Genomic DNA, 21,424 nt, shown 5'->3' with positions numbered 1-21,424 from the left:
AAGCACGGCAGTTCGCAAGCGAAATTTGGGGAAAATCATGAGAACTTGCGACTCGATTCGCAAAAGCTGGCGATCGCTCGTCACGCTTCGTCACGCATTGGCGCCGGCGCTGTCCGCCCTGTTCGCACTCTTGATCGCATCGCCCGCGAACGCGCAGAGCTGCACGCCGTTGCCGCAACGCGTCACCGACAGCACCGGTAGCAGCAACAGCCTGACAGGGTGGACGGTCGCCAACGGCGACAGTGGCGGGAGCAGCCCCACCACCTGGAGCGCCGGTGCGCTTGGCTTCAATGCCGCCCAGCACTGGGACGACCAGACCAACGGCGCCGTTAATGCAGCCGTGCCCACCGGCTTCGACACGATGACGCAGACCGTCAACCGCGTGTCGGGTGGTGCGATCCTGCAATTCGATCTCGCCTGGAACAATGCCCAATACGGCGGCGCGCCCAACGTCTATGACGGCAACCAGGCACGCCTGTTGATCCGTTATGCCGGCGTTGATTACTTCGAAGCGCTGACGGCGACCTTCACGAACCGACCGAATACGTCCGCCAACGACGTCGATGCCGGGCCGACCACGAACGCACGCATCGGCACGCTGGGCACGGCGACCTTGCTTGCCGGCAGTCTGCCTGCTCCCTTCCGGGCTGCCGACGGCGCCGCGCCGAACTGGGTGACGATCACGGTACGCCTGCCCGACAACATCGCCCAGACCGGACCGCTCGTTATTGGCGTGCAGCGCATGCAGAACGGTGAGCCGCAGGGCCGCACCGACGATTTCTACATCCGCAACATCACGCTGGCCTCGCGCACGCTCTGTCTGCTCAAGCAGACGCCCACCAGCACCACGGGTGGCAATTTCTCCTTTACCACGACCAACCTCGACACCAATTACACGACCAGCCAATCCACCGCCGGCGGACCCTATGAGAACGGTCCGCTGACGATGAACACCACGGGCACCACCGCGGTCGTCATGCCGGATCCCGACACGGGCACGGCAGGCACGCAGCCGGCCCTGGTCATGGCCAATACGGTGACCGTCACCGAAACCATCGGAACGACCGGCTTCGCACTCACGAGCGCGACCTGCAACAACGGCGTCACCACCACTCTCAGCGGCAATCAAGCAACCTTGTCCAACATCAACGCCACTACGAGTGCGGGTCTCATGGTGACGTGCACGCTGGCCAATCAGCGCCCGAGAATCCGTCTGCAGAAGACGCTGCCGGGCGGCCGCGCATTGGCCGGCGATCAGTTCACGCTCAACATCACCGGCCCGCGCGGCGGCACTGCGACCACGGCGTCGGTCACCACGACCGGCAGCGGAAGCACGGCCACCGGCGTGGCCGACTTCAATCCCGCCGATGCGGGCGGCAGCTACACACTGTCCGAAACGGCGTCCGGCACCACCGTGCTGGCGGGGTATGCCACGTCCTACACCTGCACCAACGCCACCTCGGGCTCGTCGACGGTGATGCCCAGTGGCACCGGCACCAGCTTCAATCTGGTCCCAGCGGCTGCCGATGACATCACCTGCACCTTCAGCAACACCGCGCGGCTGAGCAATCTGGCGATCACCAAGACGAACACGCCTGCTTCCGGACCGAACGATCAACCCGCCGACACCGTGACGCGCGGCGCGACCGTCACCTACAGCATCGTCGTGAGCAACGGCGGCCCGCAGTCCTCCGACGGCGCGGTGCTGCGCGATCCAACTCCCACGGGAGTGAGCTGTACGGCGGTGACCTGCAGCGTGACCAGCGGCAGCGCTACTTGCCCGGCGCCCGCTTCGCTGACGGTGGCGAATCTGCAGTCCGCTGGCGGCGTGGCGATCCCGACCATGCCGGCCAACAGCTCGCTGACCTTCAGCCTGACTTGCACCGCCAACTGATCCGAACCGAGGAATCCCGATGTCCATTTCGAAAATCATGGCGGCGCTGCTGCTCGCGAGCGTTTCCCCGCTGTCTTTCGCCGTCACCTGCCCTGACCCGAACACGCAGGCGACGTCGGAGAATCTCCCCGGCATCCTCGCCTACAAGCAGAGCCAGCATCAGAAGATGTTCGGCTACTTCCGCATCTGGCGCGACGAAGTGGCCGACCCGACCATCAACATGACCTCGATGGCCGATCTGCCGGCGTGTCTCGATCTGGTGTTCGTCTTCCCGTACAACGTGCCGGACGGAAATCCGGTGTGGGACACCATCAAGAACGATTACGTGCCGCTGCTGCGTGCGCAGGGCACCAAGGTGGTCTGGTCGGTCTTCATCGACAAGCTGCTCGATCCCGCATATCCGAGCACCACTGCCGGCTATGACGCACTGGCGAAGAAGATCATCGCCGACACCGTCGACAAGTACGGCGTCGATGGTCTCGACGTGGACATGGAGAAGACGCTCACCTCCAGCCAGCTGACCAAGGCGAAGGGCGTTTTCGCGGCGCTGTCCAAATATCTGGGGCCGAAATCCGGCACCGGCAAGCTGCTGATCTACGACACCAACAAGGACGGCACCAATGCCTTGTTCCGCGCCGTGGCGACGCAGGTCGATTACGTCCTGGTGCAGTCGTATGGGCGTTCGGTCAGCGGATTGCAGGGCACGTTCGATACCTACAAGGCATACATCCCGGCCAGCAAGTACTTCATCGGTTTCTCGTTCTACGAGGAAAACGGGACGGCCTGGCACGACGCGGTCGCGCCGATGAATACCAGTCGCGCCTACAAGTACGCGCAGTGGCAGCCGACGGGCACGAAGAAGGGCGGCATCTTCAGCTACGCCATCGATCGCGACGGCGTGCCCGAAGGGCAGAACGCCATCGTGCCGACGGACTACACCTGGACGCGCACGCTGATCTCGGTCATGAACCCTTGAGCGGACTACCGCGCCGTCTTCCTGGAAATGGATGACGGCACGGTCACATGCAAGACGGCATGGGCAAACCCCGGCGGCTGCGTGGGTAACAACGACACCAGTCCGCCTGGTGTCACAAAGATTTTCGAGTGCTGCAGCAACAACGTGATTGACACCTAAGTGGATTGATTCTGACGGCCACGAACGGCAATCAGTTTATCGAGTTGAATGGACAGGCAGGTCTTTCAACATGCGTAGTTCCCAACATCGAAACCTTGCCATTCGATTCGGCTTCCACCGGATCGAATGGCGTCGTCGTGACAGCTTGGAGAATGTTTGCAGGATAAGCATGTGAATCACTGAAAATGACTGCGGGTTCGCGCCGCTGCAGGCGGTGTCGATACGCAGTGATCCCGGAAGCATTCGTCTCTGGCGGATGTCGATCGGGGAAGTGTTGCAACTACGAAAGTCGAAGAGCGCAAACCGGCAAATGAAAATCATGGCTTGTGATGAAAGTGTGATGATTTTTACAGTCGGTTAAATTCTGAATTGCTAGATGTTTCGAAACATTGCATCGGCTGCCCGCGGCGGGTAAACATGAACGTGGAAGTTGGCATGTTCATTCGTAATGCCAGTCCGGGGCAGGACGTTGCGATCAATGATGGAGGTGTCCGCGACATCTGAAGGATGGGGATTGCTTCGCGATCAGTTTTGCGCGGGAAATGGCCGCCGCGCTGATGGCGTTCAAATCGGGCAATTGGACAGGATGTTGATTCCAAATAATAAGGAGCAAGTTGCCGCACTGCCTTTGAGGTGAGGTCTCGATGTGTTTCGCATCGGGGTCGATTGGAGGAGGGGCCATGAATTTGTTCAAGCTGTGCCGCTCTGGTCTGGTGGCGCTGTTGTTGCTCGTGTCGTTGTTCCTAATCCCGGAGCGAGCGCATGCGCAAATCAACAACAACCGCTGTTTTCTCGCGGCCACCCAGGGCGCCGGCCAGCACAAGATGTGCTGGCTCGACTGGACGGGATGGACCAATCCATTCATCAATATCGGTCCCTCGACCTGGCGCTTGGATGATGGATCCACGCTTTCCGCCACGACCTGGGCGGGTACGCCGGGGGTGGGCTTCGATGCGGTCGCGGTTCCCGTCAATTCGACGGTGGCCTTCGGCAATTCGGGTTATATCGGGATTCCCGGGCAGCCGGCGTTGCGTTCGCGCTCGACGCTCATCAATGCCAACACCTTGTTCTTCACCACGGTCAGCCTGACCCGTCCCGACGGGAGCAGCCCATCGGTGGTGAGGGTCGTGGCGGGCGACGCATCGCTCACCACATCCAGTCTGCTTCCTCCCGTCACGCAATCCATGCAGTGGACGGCGATTGGCGTCATCACGCAGTTCGAGGTACTACCCGCGACCGATGGCAGCGGCACGCAATGCTTGTTCCTGACGACGGTCATCGGTACGGCCAATTGCACGGCGGTGATTCCCTCGATCACCCCGGATACGCGCGTGCCAGCCGTCTTCGCGGCGACGGACATGCCCAATGGCCTGTTCGGCAACATGAATGTCACCACGGCCGGCATTTCAATCGCCGGCACCGCGCAGGCGTTCGCCTATGCTGTGCAGGTGGCGTCGGCCACCGTGCGCAAGACCGTGAACTCGCGTTATCAGGCCGGCGATCAGTTCCAGGTCCGCATGCAGGCCGGCGGCACCGATTTCGCTTCGGTCGATACGACCGGTAGCAGCACGGGATCGGCATCCACGGTCACCACCGGCCCGAAGTCCGTGGCACCCAACGCACCGGTCGTGTTCTATGAAGTCGGACTGGGTAGCACCAACCTCGCCAACTACGTCACCACCTATCAGTGCGTGAACACCCGCACTGGCGCCACCAGCAACGGCACTGGCACGACTGTCACCATCACGCCGACCTATGACGATGATTGGACCTGTACGTTCATCAATACCGCTGTCGCGAGATTGACGCTGGCCAAGACGATCGCTGGACGTAACGCCGCGACCGACCAGTTCACGCTCAGCATCAACAACGGCGGTCCGAGCGTCACGTCGACCGGCGCCGCGACCAGCGTGACCACGCCGACGTTCACGGCAGTGCCGGGAACGGCATACGCCCTGAGCGAGATCGGCGCTGGTACACCGCCCGCGAATCTGTCGCAATACGCGACAACCTACAGCTGCACGAATGCCGGCCCTGGCACAACGACCATACCGGCGGGGACGAGTACAAGCATCGCCGTGACGCCGGCGCCAGGCGACAACATCACCTGTACGTTCGTCAATACGCCGACCAGCACGAACCTGTCGATCACCAAGACCAATACTCCGGGTGCGGGGCCGACCGATCAGGGGAGCGATCAGGTGGTCCAGGGAGCGCAGACCATCTATGACTTGGTGGTCAGCAATGGCGGCCCCGGTGTAGCGACCAACGCAACGTTGCGCGACCCGCCACCCATAGGACTGACCGGTTGCACGCTGGGAACACCGGCGTGCGCGGTGACCGGCGGAACCGCGACCTGCCCAACGGTCGGAACGGGAGCGGGCCAACTATCCATCGCCAATCTGCAGGGAGCGGGCGTCGTGATTCCGTCGATGGCGGCCGGCAGCGCCCTGACATTCAAGGTCACTTGCACAGTGCAATAGGGCTGGACGCAAACCAGCTCGTCGCTGACGTCCACCCTGACGTGTATGGTTCACTGGGCGGATGAGCGGACCGCCATGTCAGGTCGTGGCTTCCGCTTCCCGGAGCGTGGCCAGCACGCGCTCGCCGTAGCGCTCCAGCTTGGTCGTGCCGATGCCGCCGATCTGCGCCAGTGCGTCGAGCGAGTCAGGCCGGCCGGTGGCGATGCCGCGCAACGTGCTGTCGTGGAAGATCACGTAGGCGGGCACGTTCTGCTCGCGCGCGAGTTGCGCGCGCATCTCGCGCAAGGCTTCGAACAGTGGCCGGTCGGCGGACGCGAGCGCGATTGCATCGGCTGTGTTCGAGCCGGAGCCACGCGCCGTGCGCTCCCGCTCCTGCTTGCGCGGTGTTTCCTTGCGCAGCAGCACGCTGCGTTCGCCACGCAGGACCGTGCGACTGTCCGCGGTAAGGCGCAGGCCGCCGTAGCCATCCGCGTCGATGTCGAGCAGGCCGGCGGCCACCAGCTGGCGAAAGATGCCGCGCCAGGTGCGCGCGTCGATGTCGTTGCCGACACCGTAGGTCGGCAGGCGGTCGTGGCCGAACTGCGAGATACGCGCGGTATCGCCGCCGCGCAGGACGTCGATCAGGTGCGCGGCGCCGAAGCGCTGGCCGGTGCGGTAGACGCAGCTCAGTGCTTTCTGCGCCGCGACCGTGGCGTCCCAGGTTTCGGCCGGCTGCAGGCAGTTGTCGCAGTTGCCGCACGGTTGTCCGTTGCCGCCGGCCTCGCGGCCATGCGGCACGTAGTCCTCGCCGAAATTCGCCAGCAGCACCTGGCGGCGGCAGCGCGTGGTTTCACAGTAGCCGACCAGGGCGTCGAGCTTGCGACGCTCCAGGCGCTTGCGCTCCTCGCCAGCCTCGGACTGTTCGATCATCTGCTTGAGCAGCACCACGTCCGCGAGGCCGTGGCAAAGCCAGGCTTCGGCCGGTTCGCCGTCGCGTCCCGCGCGCCCGGTTTCCTGGTAGTAGCCTTCGATCGACTTCGGCAGGTCGATGTGTGCGACGAAACGCACGTCGGGCTTGTCGATCCCCATGCCGAAGGCGATGGTGGCGACGACCACCACGCCTTCCTCGCGCACGAACCGGCGCTGATGCGCGATGCGCGTTTCGGCGCTGAGACCGGCGTGATAAGGCAGGGCATCGAAGCCGAGTTCGACCAGCATCGCCGCGGTGCTCTCCACCTTCTTGCGCGAGAGGCAGTAGACGATTCCGGCCTCGCCGCGGTGTGCATCGAGGAAGTCGCGCAGCTGCCGCTTGGCCTGCTCCTTCTGCACCACCGTGTAGCGGATGTTGGGGCGATCGAACGAGCTGACGAAGCGTCGCGCCTGTTCCAGCTGCAGGCGTTCGGCGATCTCGCGCTGGGTCGGCGGGTCCGCGGTGGCGGTGAGGGCGATGCGCGGGATCTGCGGCCAGCGCTCGTGCAGCAAAGTGAGTTCGCGGTATTCGCGCCGGAAATCATGGCCCCATTGCGAGACGCAGTGCGCCTCGTCGATGGCGAACAGGGCCAGCTTGCTGCGATCCAGCAGCGAGAGGAAGCGCGGGGTGAGCAGGCGTTCGGGCGCGACGTAAAGCAGATCGAGTTCGTTGGCGAGCAGTTGCCGCTCCACGCGCTCGGCATCGAACGCATCAAGCGTGGAATTGAGGTAGGCCGCGCGCACGCCGAGCTGGCGCAAGGCGTCGACCTGGTCCTGCATCAGCGCGATCAGCGGCGAGATGACGATGCCGCAGCCTTCGCGCAACAGGGCCGGAATCTGGTAGCAAAGCGACTTGCCGCCGCCGGTAGGCATCAGCACGAGCGCGTCGGCGCCGCCGCTGACATGCTCGACGACGGCCGCCTGTTCGCCGCGGAAGCCGGCATGGCCGAAGACGCGCTGCAGGACTTCCTGCGCCGCCGAAAGCGGCGGGGCGTGCGCGGCCGGCATCGCCTCGACATCGGACACGCCGAAGGCCCGTTCGTGGAAAGCGGGGTCCGGAGATGCGTCGGTGGGGTCAGGTCGCGCCATGGCTGGGGGCAAGGATACCGGTTGCGATGCGCGTGGCCGTCAGAAAAATCCCCGGCGAGTGCCGGGGATTGTCCGCGTCTGTTCTTCCGAGGCCCGCGCCCGCTCGTATGGCGGGCAGGGCGCTCCCGGGATCACTGCAGCAGCGAGCGCAGCATCCAGGCGTACTTCTCGTGCGTCTGCAGGCGTTGGGTCAGCAGGTCGACCGAGGGGTCGTCGCCGGCGTCGTCCGCTGTCTTCAGCACCTTGCGCGCGGTGCGGCAGACCGCTTCGTTGCCGACGGTGAGCTGGCGCACCATCTCGCGCCAGTCGGCGCTGTCGCTCAGGCCCGGTTCTTCCGCGATCGACGACAATTTCGTGAACTCGGCATAGGACCCGGGTGCGTTGAAGCCAAGCGCGCGGATGCGTTCGGCCACTTCGTCGAGCGCGCCCCATTGTTCGGTGTACTGGGTCTCGAACATCAGGTGCAGGCTGTTGAACATCGGCCCGGTGATGTTCCAGTGGAAGTTGTGGGTTTTCAGGTACAGCGTGTAGCTGTCGGCCAGGAAGGCCGACAAGCCTTCGGCGATCTTCTTGCGATCGGCCGGCTTGATCCCGATATCGATACCGGGCGCGCCATTGTTCGGACCCGGCGACGCCGCCGGCTCCAGCTTCGGCGTTTTCGGGGTTTTGGGTTTGGACTTGGCCATCGGGTGTCTCCAGAAGAAGGGATTGCCGTCAAAATATAAGTAGTGGCTGGGAAAAGGAAAGCAAGAGAGCCGGAAGTTCTCTTCCCAATGCCTTTGCAATCGAAGCGATCCATGAAGCCTATCGAATCCAATGCAAGCGCGACGTTAAAGCAGGCACGGGCGCCCGTGCCGCTCGAGCAGGCGCGGCGCGCCATCGACGGCGCCTGCAGCCGCGATGCCGCGCGCCTGCATGGCCTGTGGCGTCGCTGGCACTCGCGTGGGGACGATGCCGCAGCCCGTGACGCATTTGCGACCGCATTGGCCGAATCGCTGGCCCGGCGCGAGGCGCGGGCGTCGCGACTGCCGCAGGCGGCGGTCGATCCGGCGTTGCCGATCGCCACGGAGGCGGAACGGATCGTCGCGCTGATCCGCAAGCACCAGGTGGTGGTGATCGCCGGCGAAACCGGTTCGGGCAAGACCACGCAGCTGCCCAAGCTGTGCATCCAGGCCGGGCGCGGCGCCGCGGGCATGATCGGCTGCACCCAGCCGCGCCGCATCGCCGCGCGCGCGGTGGCGCGGCGCGTGGCGGAAGAATTGCAGGTGCCGCTCGGCGGCACGGTCGGCTATCAGGTGCGCTTCAACGACAACGTGAGCGCGGACACGGCGGTGAAGTTCATGACCGACGGCATCCTGCTGGCCGAGATCGCTTCCGACCGCTGGTTGTCGGCCTACGACACGCTGATCATCGACGAGGCGCACGAGCGCAGTCTCAACATCGACTTCCTGCTCGGCTATCTGAAGCAATTGCTGCGCAGGCGCCGCGACCTGAAGGTGATCGTCACCTCGGCCACCATCGATACCGAGCGGTTCTCGCAGCATTTCGACGACGCGCCCGTGGTGAACGTGGAAGGGCGCGGCTATCCGGTCGAGACGCGATATCGGCCACTGGAAGGCGAAGGCGAGGAAGAAGGCGAGCGCACGGTTCTGGACGGCATCGTCGCCGCCTGCGACGAGATCGCGCGCGAACGGCCCGGCGCCAATGGCGCATGGGGAGACACTCTGATCTTCCTGCCAGGCGAGCGCGAGATTCGCGACGCGCACCAGGCGCTGGAACGGCGCAAGTATCGCCACACCGAAGTGCTGCCGCTGTACGCGCGGCTGTCGGCGCGCGATCAGGACCGCGTCTTCAATCCCGGTCCGCAGCGTCGCATCGTGCTTGCCACCAACGTCGCGGAAACCTCGCTCACGGTGCCGCGCATCCATTACGTGATCGATCCGGGGCTGGCGCGCGTGAAACGCTACAGCCCGCGGCAGAAACTCGATCGCCTGCATATCGAACCGATCAGCCAGGCCAGCGCCGACCAGCGCAAGGGCCGCTGCGGACGTGTCGCGCCGGGCGTGTGCTATCGGCTGTATTCGCAGGCCGAGTTCGAGTCGCGGGCGCAGTACACCGATCCTGAAATCCGTCGCGCGGCACTGGCGGGCGTGATCCTTCGAATGCTGTCGATCGGCCTCGGCGATATTGAGGATTTTCCGTTCGTGGAGCCACCTGATCCGCGCGCGATCGCCGATGGCTGGCAGCAGCTAGCCGAACTCGGCGCGGTTGACGCGCAGCGCAAACTCACACCGATCGGCCGCACGATGGCGAAGTGGCCGGTGGACGTGAAGCTCGCGCGCATGCTGGTTGCGGCGCAGGCGCATGGCTGTTTGCAGGACATGCTGGTGATCGCCTCGTTCCTCGGCATCCAGGATCCGCGCGAACGTCCGGCCGACCAGCGTGCCGCCGCCGACAATGCGCATGCCGAGTTCCGCGATGCGAAATCGGAGTTTGTCGGCATCCTCAAGCTCTGGGACGCCTATCGGGCCGTGCACGAGGATTCGACGCAGTCGCAGCTGCGCAAATGGTGCGAGAAACGCTTCCTCGGTTTCCTGCGCATGCGCGAGTGGCGCGAGCTGCACCGGCAATTGAAATTGCAATGCGATGAGTTGGGCTGGGTGAGCCGCGCCGTCAGCGCGGCGAACGCCCGGCCAGGGATGGCCGGGCAGGACGATCCGCAGGCGAATTTGTTGCGCCAGGGATGGCAGCCGACCACGGAAGGTAAAGATCAGTACGCAGCCCTGCATCGCGCGCTGATCGCAGGCCTGCCGACACAGATCGGAAACCGCAGTGAGCGTGGGCAGTACGACGGCCCGCGCGGACGCAAGTTCCAGCTGTTCCCGGGCTCGTCGCTGGCCTCCAAGCCGCCGCCGTGGGTGCTCTCGGCTACGCTGCTGGATACCGAACGCGTCTGGGCGTTGACCAATGCCGCGATCGAGCCGGAGTGGGTGATCGCCGAACTTCCCGCACTGCTGGCGCGGCGCCATTACGATCCGCGCTGGTCGCGCAGCCAGGGACGTGTGCTGGGCAGCGAGCAGATCAGTCTGTTCGGGCTGGTGCTGGCGCCGAAGAAGCCGATTCACTACGGCGGGCTCTATCCGGAAGAATCGCGCGGCATCTTTTTGCGCGACGGCCTGGTCACGGGCGAGGTCAACACACGCAGTGCATTCCTCGCGCGCAATCTCAAGACGCTGGCGCTTGCCGAAGAGGAGGAGGCCAAGCAGCGCCGCGCCGGTCTCGTCGTCGACGAGGAGTGGATGGCGCAGTGGTACTCGCAGCGGATTCCTGTGGAGATCGTCAGCGCGCAGGCGCTGGATGCCTGGTACGCCAAGCTGCCGGCCGACAAGAAGAAGGCGCTGGAATGGTCTCGCGACGATCTGCTGGTCGTCGACGGCGCCGATGCCGAGCGCTTCCCGGCCTATCTCACGCTCGGTGAAGCGAAACTCGCGGTGCGCTATCGCTTCGAACCCGGCGCGCCCGACGATGGCATGACCGTCGTGGTGCCGCTGCACCTGCTCAACGCGCTCGATGAGCCACGCCTGTCGTGGCTCGCGCCGGGATTCGTGGCGGACAAGGCGGCGGCGATGATCAAGACGCTGCCGAAGGCGCTGCGCCGCAACTTCGTGCCGGCGCCGGATTTCGCGCGTGCATTCGCACAGGCGCACGAAGCACCGGAAGGCGATGCATTCGCCGGCGCGCTGGCGCGGTTCCTGAAGCGGCTGACGGGCGTGGACGTGATGGCCATGGAGTTCGACGAGGCCGCGCTGGAGCCGCATCTGCGCGCCAATCTCCGATTGCTCGATGGCGATGGCCGCAATGTGCTGGCCGAGTCGCGTGATCTGGCCGATCTGCGCGCGCGTTTCGGCGCGCGTGCGGCGCAGGCATTCTCGGCGCGCGCCGCCGAAGGCCTGGCGCAGCGCGGCTTGACGGCGTTTCCGGCGACGGCGATTCCGGTCTCCGTGCCGGGCGTGGGCGGCGTTCCCGCCTATCCGGCCCTGCATGACGACGGTGGCAGCGTGTCGCTGGCCGTGCACGCCGATCGATCCGAAGCCGAGCGCCATCATCCGCGCGGTGTCCGGCGTCTGCTTGCCATCGCGCTGGCCGACAGGATGCGTCAGGCGCGCAAGCAGCTGCCGGTCTCGCCAAAGACTGCGCTGTTGTACGCGGCAATCGAATCGCAGGCGCCGCGCGCGGCGACGGAAGGGCGTCCCGCGGACCATCTGCGCGAGGATCTGGTGGACGGCGCTTTCGCGGCGCTCGCGGCGGAAGACTTGGGCAGGATTCGCGACGCCGCCACGTTCGAGGCGCGCAGCGAAGCGATCGGAAAAGTGCTGTTCGGCGAAGCGATGCGCCGTCTGCAGCAGGCCGAGACGATCCTGACCCTGGTCGCGGACGTGCGCGCCAGACTCGATTCCAAGCTCATCGGTTGGGCGCGCGCCAATCTCGACGACATGCAGGCGCAACTCGCCGGGCTGGTGCCACCGGGATTCCTGCGCGATGTGCCGGCGACGGCGCTGGCCGAGTATCCGCGTTATCTGAAGGCGCTGACGATCCGTGCCGATCGCGCGCTCAACGACCCGGTGCGCGATCAGCAGCGCATGCTCGACATCAAGCCGTTCACTGACGCGCTGTCCGAGGCCGCGTTGCAAGGAGATGGCGACGAACCCGGCTGGCAGGCCTTGCGCTGGGACATTGAGGAGTTGCGCGTCTCCCTGTTCGCGCAGGAACTCGGCGCGAAGGGGGGCGTCTCGCCCAAGAAGCTGTCCGCACGGCTGGCGCAGTTGTCGTAGCGCCTTGTGTGCCTCGCGGACCTCGTCCGTGCGGGGCCGTTACTTCAACCGCTCCACTTTCGCCCGCGTGTTGTAGCCCTGGATCTGCAGATACCAGGCATTGCCGATCACGCTGGGCGTGATCTTCACGTCGGGATTGTTCACGCGCACGCCCGCGAGCGTGGCGCTGTCGGTCTGGCGCCAGACCTGGCCGTTTTCGAGCGTGTACTGCCGTCCCTGGGCGAAGCCGCGGAATTCGCCGGTCATCTTCGACACGATCGGTTCGGACGAGCCGAAATTGAAGAAGCCGCGATTCTCGTCCTTCACCTTCTGTTCCGCTTGCACCGCAGCCTTGGTGGTCTCGGTGTCGAGGGTGCGGTTCAGCCAGGCGTTGAGATTGGCGAGCTCTTCCGGGCTCAGCTTCTCCAGACCGGCGGCCTTGAACTGTTCGGGCGTCATCTGCTTTTCGATCGCCTGCTGTCCGGTGGCTTGCTGCGCGAAGGCGGGCAGGGCGGCACAGAGCAGAATGGCGAGGAGAACGGACAACCGGCGCATGGTCTGTTCCTGAAGGCGGGAGAAGACTAGTGTAGACACTTCTGCCGAGATTCGATTCAGTCGTGTCGTCCCCCGCGCACAACGTGTCCGAACAACTGCTGGCCTTGCCGGCCGTCGCCGCCTTGCCCGAGCGCCTGCGCGCGCTGTTGCGCGAAGCGGCGGAGGGGGATGGCGATGCCGGCACAATCCTGTCGGAACCGCTGCCGGTGCTCGCCGATACGCTGCAATCCTTGACCTTGCTCGGCGCCGACGGCGAGTCCGTGCTGGCGACCGTATTGCACGCGGTCAAGCCGTGGGCGGAACGCCTGGAGCCGAAGCTCGCGCGCGAGCCGGCCGGCGTGCTCGCGCTGCTCGAAGGCCAGCGCGCGGCGCAGCAGGTGTGGACATTGCATGCCGAACGCAGTCGCCGCGGCGGCGCGGAAGGTCTGCGGCGCCTGCTGCTGGCGATCGTGCGCGACCTGCGCGTGGTACCGATCCTGCTGGCGCGGCAGCTGGCGCGCATGCGTCACGCCGCGCAGTGGCCGGAAGCCGAGCGCCGCGCGCTGGCGCAGCTCACGCGTGACATCCATGCGCCGCTGGCCAACCGGCTCGGCATCTGGCAGTTGAAGTGGGAGCTGGAGGATCTGGCCTTCCGCATCCTCGAACCCGATACCTATCAGAAGATCGCGCGCCTGCTCGACGACAAGCGCGTCGGCCGCGAACGCTACATCGTGCAGGTCAAGAAGCTGCTCGGCGACGCCTTGCAGGCGCAGGGCGTGCATGCCGAGGTCGCCGGCCGGCCGAAGCACATCTACAGCATCTGGAAGAAGATGCAGAAGAAGAACGTGCCGATCGGCGAGCTCTACGATCTGCGCGCGGTGCGTGTGCTGGTCGACGACATTCCGGCCTGCTACGCCGCGCTCGGCGTGGCGCATGCGTTGTGGGTGCCGATTCCAAGCGAATTCGACGACTACATCGCACGCCCGAAGAACAACGACTACCGCTCGCTGCACACGGCCGTGATCGGGCCGGAAGGCAAGACGCTGGAGGTGCAGATCCGCACCTTCGAGATGCACGCGCAGGCCGAGCTCGGCGTCGCCGCGCACTGGCGCTATAAAGAAACCGGTGGCTCACAGCGTTCGGCCGCCAGCAACGCCGCCAACGATCGCAAGATCGAATGGATGCGGCGGCTGCTCGAAGCGCACGCGGAAAGCCGCGACGGCGACGAACATGCTCGCAGTGAAGCGGCGCTTGCCGGCGGGCTCGACACGGAACTCGTCGAGGACCGCGTGTACGCGCTCACGCCGATGGGCGAGGTGATCGATCTGCCCAATGGCTCCACGCCGCTCGACTTCGCCTACCACGTGCATACGATGGTCGGACATCGCTGCCGCGGCGCGAAGGTCGACGGCCGCATCGTGCCGCTCGACTACAAGCTGCGCAGCGGCGAGCGCGTGGAAATCCTCACCGGCAAGACCGCGGCGCCGCGCCGTGATTGGCTGCTGGTTTCGAACGGCTTCCTCGCCAGCGCGCGCTCGCGCGAGAAGGTGCGGGTGTGGTTCCACAAGCTCGACCGTGCCGGCAACGTGCAGGCCGGGCGCGAACTGCTCGAGAAGGAGCTCAAGCGTCTCGGTCTGCAGAATTCGGATCTCGCGCCGGCGCTGACGCGGTTCAATGCCGCCACGCTCGATGATCTGTACGTGCTGGTGGCGCTCGGCGACGTCGGCCCGCATCAGGTGGCGCGCGCGCTGCACGAGCATGAGCGCGCCCTGGAGCAGGAGGCATCGCAGTCGATGCCGGAGATCGCGCTGCGGCAGCCGCGCAAGGCGCCGAAGGTCTCCGACTCCGCGTTCACCGTGGTCGGTGTCGACAACTTGCTGGTACAGGTGGCGCGCTGCTGCCAGCCGGTGCCGGGCGAGGCGGTGGTGGGGTATCTCACCCGCAATCGCGGCGTGAGCGTGCATCGTGCCGATTGCGCGGCCTTCCTGCGCCTGTCGGCCAATCAGCCGCAGCGCGTGCTGCCGGTGGAGTGGGGACGCACGGGCGGCGGCTACGAGGCCGGCATCGGCATCGATGCGATCGACCGGAAGTACCTGCTCAAGGACATCACCAACCTGATCGCGCAGGAGGACGTGCACGTGATGTCGATCCAGAGCGATCATGCTGCCCATGGACGCTCCGCCAACGGCCAGTTGCGCCTGAAACTGCAGTTGCGCGTGCAGGATTACGGCCAGCTGTCGCGCCTGCTCGGCAAGCTCGACAGCCTGCCAGGCGTGCAATTGGCGCGGCGCAGCTGAACGTCCGAAAAGAGGTGGCCTGGCGATACGCGCCAGTCGCCCCGGAATTTTGCTAGTTTTGACGGAACAACAGCGTCGTGCATGTATGGACGACATGTGCGCGACATGAATCCGGAGCTTCGCCGCAATCGATGAGTATCCAGCAGCAGAGATTTCCCATCGAGAACGAAGCCGAGCGCCGCAAGTATCTCGTCGACCTGGAAGCCACGCTCACCGGCACCGACATCCAGGACCCCGCGTTGCCGAGCACGCCGATGTCGGTGCGGGGCTTCGATCCGAAGGCGCGCGAGTCCGGGCTCGACTGGCCGACGACGGCGCTGACGATGGTCGGCAGCCGGCGTCTGCGCAATTTCCGGCGTGTCATCGAATACGCGATCGCGGGCGGGATTCCCGGCGACATCATCGAGACGGGCGTCTGGCGTGGCGGCGCCTCGATCCTGGCGCGCGCCGTGCTGGCCGCGCACGGCGTGCGCGATCGAAAGGTGATCGTCGCCGATTCGTTCGAAGGCCTGCCGCCGCCGAACGCGACGGCGTGGCCGGCCGATCATGGCAGCCGCCTGCATGAATACAGCGATCTGGCCGTGTCGCTCGAACAGGTGCAGGCGAATTTCCGCAAGTTCGGAATGCTCGACGAGCAGGTCGTGTTCCTGAAGGGCTGGTTCCGCGACACCATGCCGACGGTGCCTAGCGAACAGCTCGCGGTGATCCGGCTCGACGGCGACATGTACGAATCGACGATCGATCCGTTGACGCACCTCTACGACCGGCTCTCGCCGGGCGGCTGGGTGATCGTCGACGATTACTGGGCGGTCGAGGCGTGCAGGCTGGCGGTGCACGATTTCTTCGCGCAGCGCGGCATCGAACCGAAGTTCCGGCAGATCGATGCGATCGGCGTGTATTTCCGTAAATAAATGTTCGTATGCAGCATGGAGCATGCTGCGAGGCGGATCGGCAACGCGGCCGGGCTTCATGCAACGGTGTGTATTTCTTGCAAAATCGCACCGTGTTCTCGCGGCACCGATAAGCTGCCGCATCCGCCGAAGACGTAGAGAGCAAATCCATGCGCATCGATGTCCATGCCCATGCCTGGAGCGAGGCCTATCTGGACCTGCTGGCGCGGCTGGGCAACGAGCGCACCGCCGTGCATCGCGGGCTGGGCGCCGGCATGACGGAAGAGGAACTCGCGGCCCGCTTCGCCCTGATGGATTCGGTGGGCATCCGGCTGCAGGTGTTGTCGGCGACGCCGGCCTCGCCGCATTTCACCGATGAAGCCGCGGCGGTGGAGGCCGCGCGCTTCGTCAATGACGAGTATGCGGCGCTCGTTCGCCGTCATCCGTCGCGGTTCCGGGCATTCGCCTCGCTGCCCTTGCCACACATCGACGCGGCACTGGCTGAGCTGAAGCGCGCCGTCGAGGAACTCGGCATGCTCGGCGCCTGCATCACGACCTCGGTGCTGGGGCGTTCCATCGCCGATCCCATCTTCGATCCGCTTTATGCCGAACTCGACCGGCTCGGCGGCGTGCTCTACGTGCATCCGGCCGGATGCGGCGCCTGTTCGCCGTTGATCGCCGATCATCATCTGACCTGGTCGATCGGCGCGCCGATCGAGGACACGGTCGCGGCGATGCATCTCATCCTCGCCGGCATTCCCAAGCGCTATCCGGGGATGAAGATCATCCTGTCGCATCTTGGCGGTGCGCTGCCGATGGTGCTGCAGCGGGTCGATCACCAGGTTGTCTGGGAAGCGCCCGGGACGCCGGAGCTGCCGAGCCTGGGCGCGCGGCGCATGTGGTACGACACCGTGGGGCACAACCATGTGCCGGCCCTGTGCGCCGCCGTGGACACGCTGGGCGCGGACCGGTTGCTGCTCGGCACCGATTTTCCGTACCAGGCGGGCGAACTGTTCCGGGCGGCGGTCGATTACGTGCCGCGTGCGGGATTGATGGAGAAGGAAATCGTGGCGATCCTGGATCGCAATGCCGCCGAGTTGCTGGGGTTGAGCGAAACGTCGATCGCGAAGCCGGCGCCGGAGTGATTGACGTCGCGGGCAGGCGGCTCCGAGCTTCTGAAGCCTCACGAACGGCGCAGACGAACGGGAGCCCGCCTGAACCCACGTCCCGCGCTGCACTGGATTCCAACGCCCCTTCTCTTATGCTGCGCGGGTGAGCCGCGACAGCAAGACGCCAACGCAGGACATCCCGCACGAGACCGGCGATGGGAACATCGGCGGCGGGAGCGGGGGAAATGGCCGTTCCGAGCCCAGGATGGGGTGGATTGGCGATCTCGATTTCCGTGCCGTGCCGCGCCGGATCGCGGAGGCGGAGAAGCCGGTACGCTGGCTGTGGTGGGGCGGGGGCATCCTCATTGTGGTCCTGCTGGGGCTGGCGCTGCTGTTCCGCCAGTCACTGGCCGACCGGCTGTGGCCGCAGACGCGGGCGCAGGCCTTGCGCACGCAGGCGGCGCAGGCCCTGCGCGAGGGAAAACTGACCGCGGAGGACGGCAGCGGCGCGCGCGAACTCTACGAGGCCGCGCTGGCGATCGATCCGGACCGCAACGAGGCCAGGCTGGGGCTGTCGCGGGTGGCCGTTGCCGCGGTGGCGCAGGCGCGTTCGCTGGGCGAGAAGAACCGCTTCGCCGAGGCGCATGCGACGCTGAAGCTGGCACGCGAGCTGTCGGCGCCGCGAGCGGACATCCTTCCGGTCGAGCGCGCGTTGCGCGAACGCGAGGCCGCGCATGCCGGCCTGCCGTCGCTGCTGGCGCGTGCGAATGCCGCGGCCGCCGCCGGACGCCTGATCGAGAGCGGTGCCGAGGGCGGCGACGCGGCGCTGCCGCTCTACAAGCGCGTGCTGGCATTACAGCCGGAGAACAAGACCGCGCTGGAAGGGCGCGAGGACGCGCTCGGTACGCTGCTGCAGCAGACACGGGCGCAGCTGCGCGAGGGCAAGCTCGCCGAGGCGGTGGCCGCAATCGCACTGGCACGCGAATACGATCCGGGCCATGTCGATCTGCCCGACACCGAGGCGCGACTGAACGAGGAACTGGACAACGTGCGGCGCCGCGCCGGCAACGATCTGCGCGGCGGCCGCCTGGAGCGCGCCGCGAACGCCTACCGCATGCTCGCCGATGCTGGACTGAAGACGGAAGCCGAGGCGGGGCTGGAGCAGGTGGCGAAAGCCCTGGCGCAGCGCGCGGAAGCGGCCGCCAGCGATTTCCGTTTCGCGGAGGCCAATCGCTTGCTGGACGAGGCGCGCACGCTCTCGCCGCGTCTTGGAGAGTTGGCGGAGGTCGAGCGCCACATCGAGCGTGCGCGGCAGTCGCACGCGCGCCTGGGCAGCGATCTCTCGCCGCGCGCGCGCGCGCGGCGCGTGAAGTCATTGCTTGAAGCCGCCGCAGCGGCCGAATCGCGTGGCGATCTGCTCACGCCGCCCGGCGACAGCGCCTTCGACAAGCTGCGCGCGGCGCGCGCGCTGGCGCCGGACGATCCGGCCGTGAAGCGCGCCTCGGCGCGCCTGTTGCCGACCGCGAAGCGCTGTTTCGAGGAGGAATTGCGGGGCAACAACCTCGCGCGCGCGGGCGGATGCCTGGATGCGCGCGCGATCGCCGAGGGCGAGACCGCGTCGCTGGCGCAGGCGCGCCGCCGTCTGGCGCAGCGCTGGCTGGCGGTGGGCGATGAGCGCCTGGGCGCGGGCGAAGTGCAGGCGGCTTCCGCGGCGCTGGCATCGGCACGCCGGCTGGATCCCTCGACACCGGGGATCGCGGAATTCGAAGGGCGGGTGAAGGCCGCCTCAGCCGGGAAGTGAGTGCGGATTCGGGGGATTGATCGCTGTTGTTTTTGCTCGTCATTCCCGCGCAGGCGGGAATCCATGGACTTTGCTTCCCGCTCTATCGTCGCGGCACGGACGTCCTTGGGTTCCCGCCTGCGCAGGAATGACGAGTCTTAGCGCGAAGTGTTGAGAAACACCCGCCGCACCGTCTCGCGCGCCGCATCCAGCGAGAAGTGGCGCGCGACGTTCTCCAGTCCGTGGATGCTCAACTCCATCCACAGTGTTTCGTCGCTGTGGAGCTGCACCACCGCGCGGGCGAAGGCTTCCGGCGCATCGGCGACCAGCACGTCGACACCGTCCTGCAGATGCATGCCTTCCACCGCGCACGAGGTCGCCACCACCGGCTGGCCATGCGCCATGCTGAGGTTGATCTTGCCCTTGACGCCGGCACCGAAGCGCAGAGGCGCGATCGCGACGCGGGCGCCGTCCATGTACGGCGTGATGTTGGCGACATGCCCGTGCACGAGGACACCTTCGTGCGCGCTGAGCGCCTGTATGTCCGGCGGAACGTCATCGCCGATGCAATGCAGCCGCACTTGCGGCAATGCCCGGCGGACATGCGGGAACACCGCCTCGACGAACCAGCGCACCGCATCGACATTCGGCGGATGGCGGAAACCGCCGACGAAGACCAGATCCTGCCGCTGCGGGAACGGCAGCCCGGCGCCGGCGATGCGGTGCAGGTTCGACAGGAGCTCCACGCGGGCCTGCGGCGCATCGCGGGCGAGCAGTTCGCGCTCGGCCGCGCTGACGACCAGGGTGATGTCGCTGCGCGCGATCACGTCCAGTTCGAGGTTGCGCGTGCGTTCGGCGGCGGACAGCAGTTTCGTGTCGCCGGCGATCTCGGCGGCGCGCCGTTCGCGCAGATAGTGCAGATCGACGGTGTCGAACACGATCCGCGCCTGCGGCGCATGTTCGCGCAGCAGCGGCAGGAACTCGCGCGCCACGTAATGGCGGCAGACGATGACGCTGTCGAAACGCGATCCGTGCTCGCGCAGCCAGGCCGGCGCGCGCTTGGCATAGGGCGCGTACCAGGTTTCCACGCCCAGATGCTGCAAGGCTTCGGTGTAACCGCCGGCGTAGCTGCGGTTGGCCGGCAGGAAGACGACGTGTGCGCCTTCCTCGATCAGCAGCCGCATCAGGTTGAGCAGGCGCACCGATCCGGAATCGTGATCCGGCGTCGGCGTCAGCGCATCGATGATCAGCACCTGCTTCTGGTGGCGATGCAGCAGCGCCGGTGTCGGCGTGGTGCCCGCGGGCAGCTGCGCGGAGAGCATGTCGTGACGGCGCGCGACGAACTGCTCGCGATTGCGCACCTGATAGGCCTTGATCCCGCTGCCGGTATCGGTGCCGGCGGTGGCGCCCTCGGCGTGGACCACGCGCGCGGCCGGCTGGTACAGCACGCGCAGGCCGGCTGCGCGCACGGCGAAGGCCAGATCGGTGTCCTCGTAATAGGCCGGCGCGTAGCGCGTGTCGAAACCGCCGAGCTGCGCGAACAGCGCGCGCGGGATCGCGATCGCCGCGCCGCTGACATAGTCGGCATCGCGCAGATAGCCATAGCGCGAATCGCCCGGCGCGCCGAAGCGCCCGTAGTTCCAGCCGCTGCCGTCGGAAAACACCACACCGCCGGCTTCCTGCAGGCGGCCATCCGGATACAGCAGCTGCGCGCCGACCAACCCGGTGCCGGGAATCTCGTCGAAGGTGCGCAGCAGCGCTTCCAGCCAGCCGGGTTGCGGCACGGTGTCGTTGTTGAGGAAGACCAGGAATTCGCCGAGCGCAAGGCTGGCGCCATCATTGCAGGCGGCTACGAAGCCGCCGTTCTCGACGCGGCGGTGGTAGTGCAGTCCGGCGATGCGCGGCAACACGTCCGCACTCTGGTCGGGCGAGGCGTCGTCGACCACGATCACCTCGAACGGCATCCGCGGCGGATGCTCTGCCAGCGCGCGCAGGCAGGTCAGCGTGTGCGCGAGCTGCCCGTAGATGGGGATGACGATGCTGACGCGAGGTTCGGTGCTGGTGGCAAGCGCGGTCGGCGCCGGTAGGCCGCCGGAGGCGGGGTCGGTCGCGGGAAAGTAGAGCGATGGTCGCCGCGCCGCCGGCACGCGCTGGAACTGCGCGCGCAGGCGCTCCCAGGTGCCGCGCCAGCCGCGCGTGCGCAGGCTGAGCCAGCCGCGATGGAAAAGGCCGGTGGCGCGATCGAACAGGAAGCGCACATCGACCAGTGAAAACGACATTCCAGGACTGCTCCGGTGCATCTGGGGGACCGCATGAGCTTAACGGATACGCCCGTTACGCCGGCCTCGTCCCTGAACGCCCGGTTATGAAAAGTCGCGCCAGACGCCTGAAATCCGGGCCTCGGCCGCAAGACGCGCCGGGGCGCGGTGCCGTCTGCGCTAGACTCAGCCGCCG

At 66.3% G+C, this 21,424-nt stretch carries 12 protein-coding genes; 8 read left to right on the top strand and 4 right to left on the bottom strand.

Features of this window, described 5'->3' with window-relative positions:
• The first annotated feature begins 37 nt into the window (after nt 1-37).
• The 3 genes from AC1RNP_RS18650 to AC1RNP_RS18640 all read left to right on the top strand — a co-directional run bounded on the left by AC1RNP_RS18650 (nt 38) and on the right by AC1RNP_RS18640 (nt 5,512).
• Nucleotides 38-1,894 carry a prealbumin-like fold domain-containing protein gene (locus AC1RNP_RS18650; protein ID WP_493052794.1) on the top strand — a complete coding sequence of 619 codons (1,857 nt, stop codon included), beginning with the start codon at nt 38-40 and terminating at the stop codon, nt 1,892-1,894.
• Nucleotides 1,895-1,913: 19 nt separating this feature from the next.
• The gene (locus tag AC1RNP_RS18645; protein WP_493052793.1) at nt 1,914-2,870 is read left to right on the top strand and encodes an endo-beta-N-acetylglucosaminidase; all 957 of its coding nucleotides are present in this window, start codon (nt 1,914-1,916) and stop codon (nt 2,868-2,870) included.
• An 839-nt stretch (nt 2,871-3,709) separates the two neighbouring features.
• Nucleotides 3,710-5,512, top strand: coding sequence for a prealbumin-like fold domain-containing protein (locus tag AC1RNP_RS18640; protein WP_493052792.1), 1,803 nt, complete (start codon nt 3,710-3,712; stop codon nt 5,510-5,512).
• A 78-nt stretch (nt 5,513-5,590) separates the two neighbouring features.
• Here the strand turns inward: AC1RNP_RS18640 and recQ are convergent, their stop codons facing one another.
• Both recQ and AC1RNP_RS18630 read right to left on the bottom strand, forming a co-directional pair.
• Nucleotides 5,591-7,468, bottom strand: coding sequence for a DNA helicase RecQ (recQ, locus tag AC1RNP_RS18635; RefSeq protein ID WP_493052798.1), 1,878 nt, complete (start codon nt 7,466-7,468; stop codon nt 5,591-5,593).
• Between the two features lie 212 nt (nt 7,469-7,680).
• Nucleotides 7,681-8,235: a Dps family protein gene (locus tag AC1RNP_RS18630; RefSeq protein ID WP_493052791.1), complete on the bottom strand. Its 555-nt coding sequence runs from the start codon at nt 8,233-8,235 to the stop codon at nt 7,681-7,683.
• Between the two features lie 111 nt (nt 8,236-8,346).
• Between AC1RNP_RS18630 and hrpA the strand changes: the two genes are divergently transcribed.
• A complete protein-coding gene (gene hrpA / locus AC1RNP_RS18625) occupies nt 8,347-12,381 on the top strand; it encodes an ATP-dependent RNA helicase HrpA (protein WP_493052790.1) in 4,035 nt (1,344 codons plus the stop codon).
• Between the two features lie 39 nt (nt 12,382-12,420).
• Here hrpA and AC1RNP_RS18620 read toward each other — a convergent pair whose 3' ends face one another.
• Nucleotides 12,421-12,915, bottom strand: a complete 495-nt coding sequence (locus tag AC1RNP_RS18620) for a hypothetical protein (RefSeq protein ID WP_493052789.1) — start codon at nt 12,913-12,915, stop codon at nt 12,421-12,423.
• A 62-nt stretch (nt 12,916-12,977) separates the two neighbouring features.
• On the opposite strand from AC1RNP_RS18620, the gene AC1RNP_RS18615 reads away from it, so the two are divergent.
• From AC1RNP_RS18615 to AC1RNP_RS18600, 4 genes are all read left to right on the top strand, one after another.
• Entirely contained in the window at nt 12,978-15,191 is a 2,214-nt protein-coding gene (locus AC1RNP_RS18615) for a RelA/SpoT family protein (protein WP_493052788.1), read from the top strand.
• A gap of 131 nt (nt 15,192-15,322) precedes the next feature.
• The gene (locus tag AC1RNP_RS18610) at nt 15,323-16,102 is read left to right on the top strand and encodes a TylF/MycF/NovP-related O-methyltransferase (protein WP_493052787.1); all 780 of its coding nucleotides are present in this window, start codon (nt 15,323-15,325) and stop codon (nt 16,100-16,102) included.
• 149 nt (nt 16,103-16,251) lie between these two features.
• A complete protein-coding gene (locus AC1RNP_RS18605; RefSeq protein ID WP_493052786.1) occupies nt 16,252-17,226 on the top strand; it encodes an amidohydrolase family protein in 975 nt (324 codons plus the stop codon).
• Nucleotides 17,227-17,455: 229 nt separating this feature from the next.
• Nucleotides 17,456-18,991 (top strand): hypothetical protein, encoded by a 1,536-nt coding sequence (locus AC1RNP_RS18600; protein ID WP_493052785.1) that lies wholly within the window; start codon nt 17,456-17,458, stop codon nt 18,989-18,991.
• A 137-nt stretch (nt 18,992-19,128) separates the two neighbouring features.
• On the opposite strand, the gene AC1RNP_RS18595 is transcribed toward AC1RNP_RS18600, so the two are convergent.
• Entirely contained in the window at nt 19,129-21,249 is a 2,121-nt protein-coding gene (locus AC1RNP_RS18595) for a glycosyltransferase (RefSeq protein ID WP_493052784.1), read from the bottom strand.
• Between the last annotated feature and the right edge of the window lie 175 nt (nt 21,250-21,424).

Source organism: Luteimonas sp. GW821-FHT14E02 (genome assembly GCF_058803905.1).
Note: the sequence above shows the minus strand (reverse complement) of the source record. Positions and strands in the feature narration are given on the sequence as shown.

What these genes read in the sequence shown, in the direction of transcription:
- AC1RNP_RS18650 (WP_493052794.1), top strand. Translation starts at nt 38, where the DNA reads ATGAGAACTTGCGACTCGATTCGCAAAAGCTGGCGATCGCTCGTCACG.
- AC1RNP_RS18645 (WP_493052793.1), top strand. Translation starts at nt 1,914, where the DNA reads ATGTCCATTTCGAAAATCATGGCGGCGCTGCTGCTCGCGAGCGTTTCC.
- AC1RNP_RS18640 (WP_493052792.1), top strand. Translation starts at nt 3,710, where the DNA reads ATGAATTTGTTCAAGCTGTGCCGCTCTGGTCTGGTGGCGCTGTTGTTG.
- recQ (WP_493052798.1), bottom strand. Translation starts at nt 7,468, where the DNA reads ATGCCGGCCGCGCACGCCCCGCCGCTTTCGGCGGCGCAGGAAGTCCTG.
- AC1RNP_RS18630 (WP_493052791.1), bottom strand. Translation starts at nt 8,235, where the DNA reads ATGGCCAAGTCCAAACCCAAAACCCCGAAAACGCCGAAGCTGGAGCCG.
- hrpA (WP_493052790.1), top strand. Translation starts at nt 8,347, where the DNA reads ATGAAGCCTATCGAATCCAATGCAAGCGCGACGTTAAAGCAGGCACGG.
- AC1RNP_RS18620 (WP_493052789.1), bottom strand. Translation starts at nt 12,915, where the DNA reads ATGCGCCGGTTGTCCGTTCTCCTCGCCATTCTGCTCTGTGCCGCCCTG.
- AC1RNP_RS18610 (WP_493052787.1), top strand. Translation starts at nt 15,323, where the DNA reads ATGAGTATCCAGCAGCAGAGATTTCCCATCGAGAACGAAGCCGAGCGC.
- AC1RNP_RS18605 (WP_493052786.1), top strand. Translation starts at nt 16,252, where the DNA reads ATGCGCATCGATGTCCATGCCCATGCCTGGAGCGAGGCCTATCTGGAC.
- AC1RNP_RS18600 (WP_493052785.1), top strand. Translation starts at nt 17,456, where the DNA reads ATGGGGTGGATTGGCGATCTCGATTTCCGTGCCGTGCCGCGCCGGATC.
- AC1RNP_RS18595 (WP_493052784.1), bottom strand. Translation starts at nt 21,249, where the DNA reads ATGTCGTTTTCACTGGTCGATGTGCGCTTCCTGTTCGATCGCGCCACC.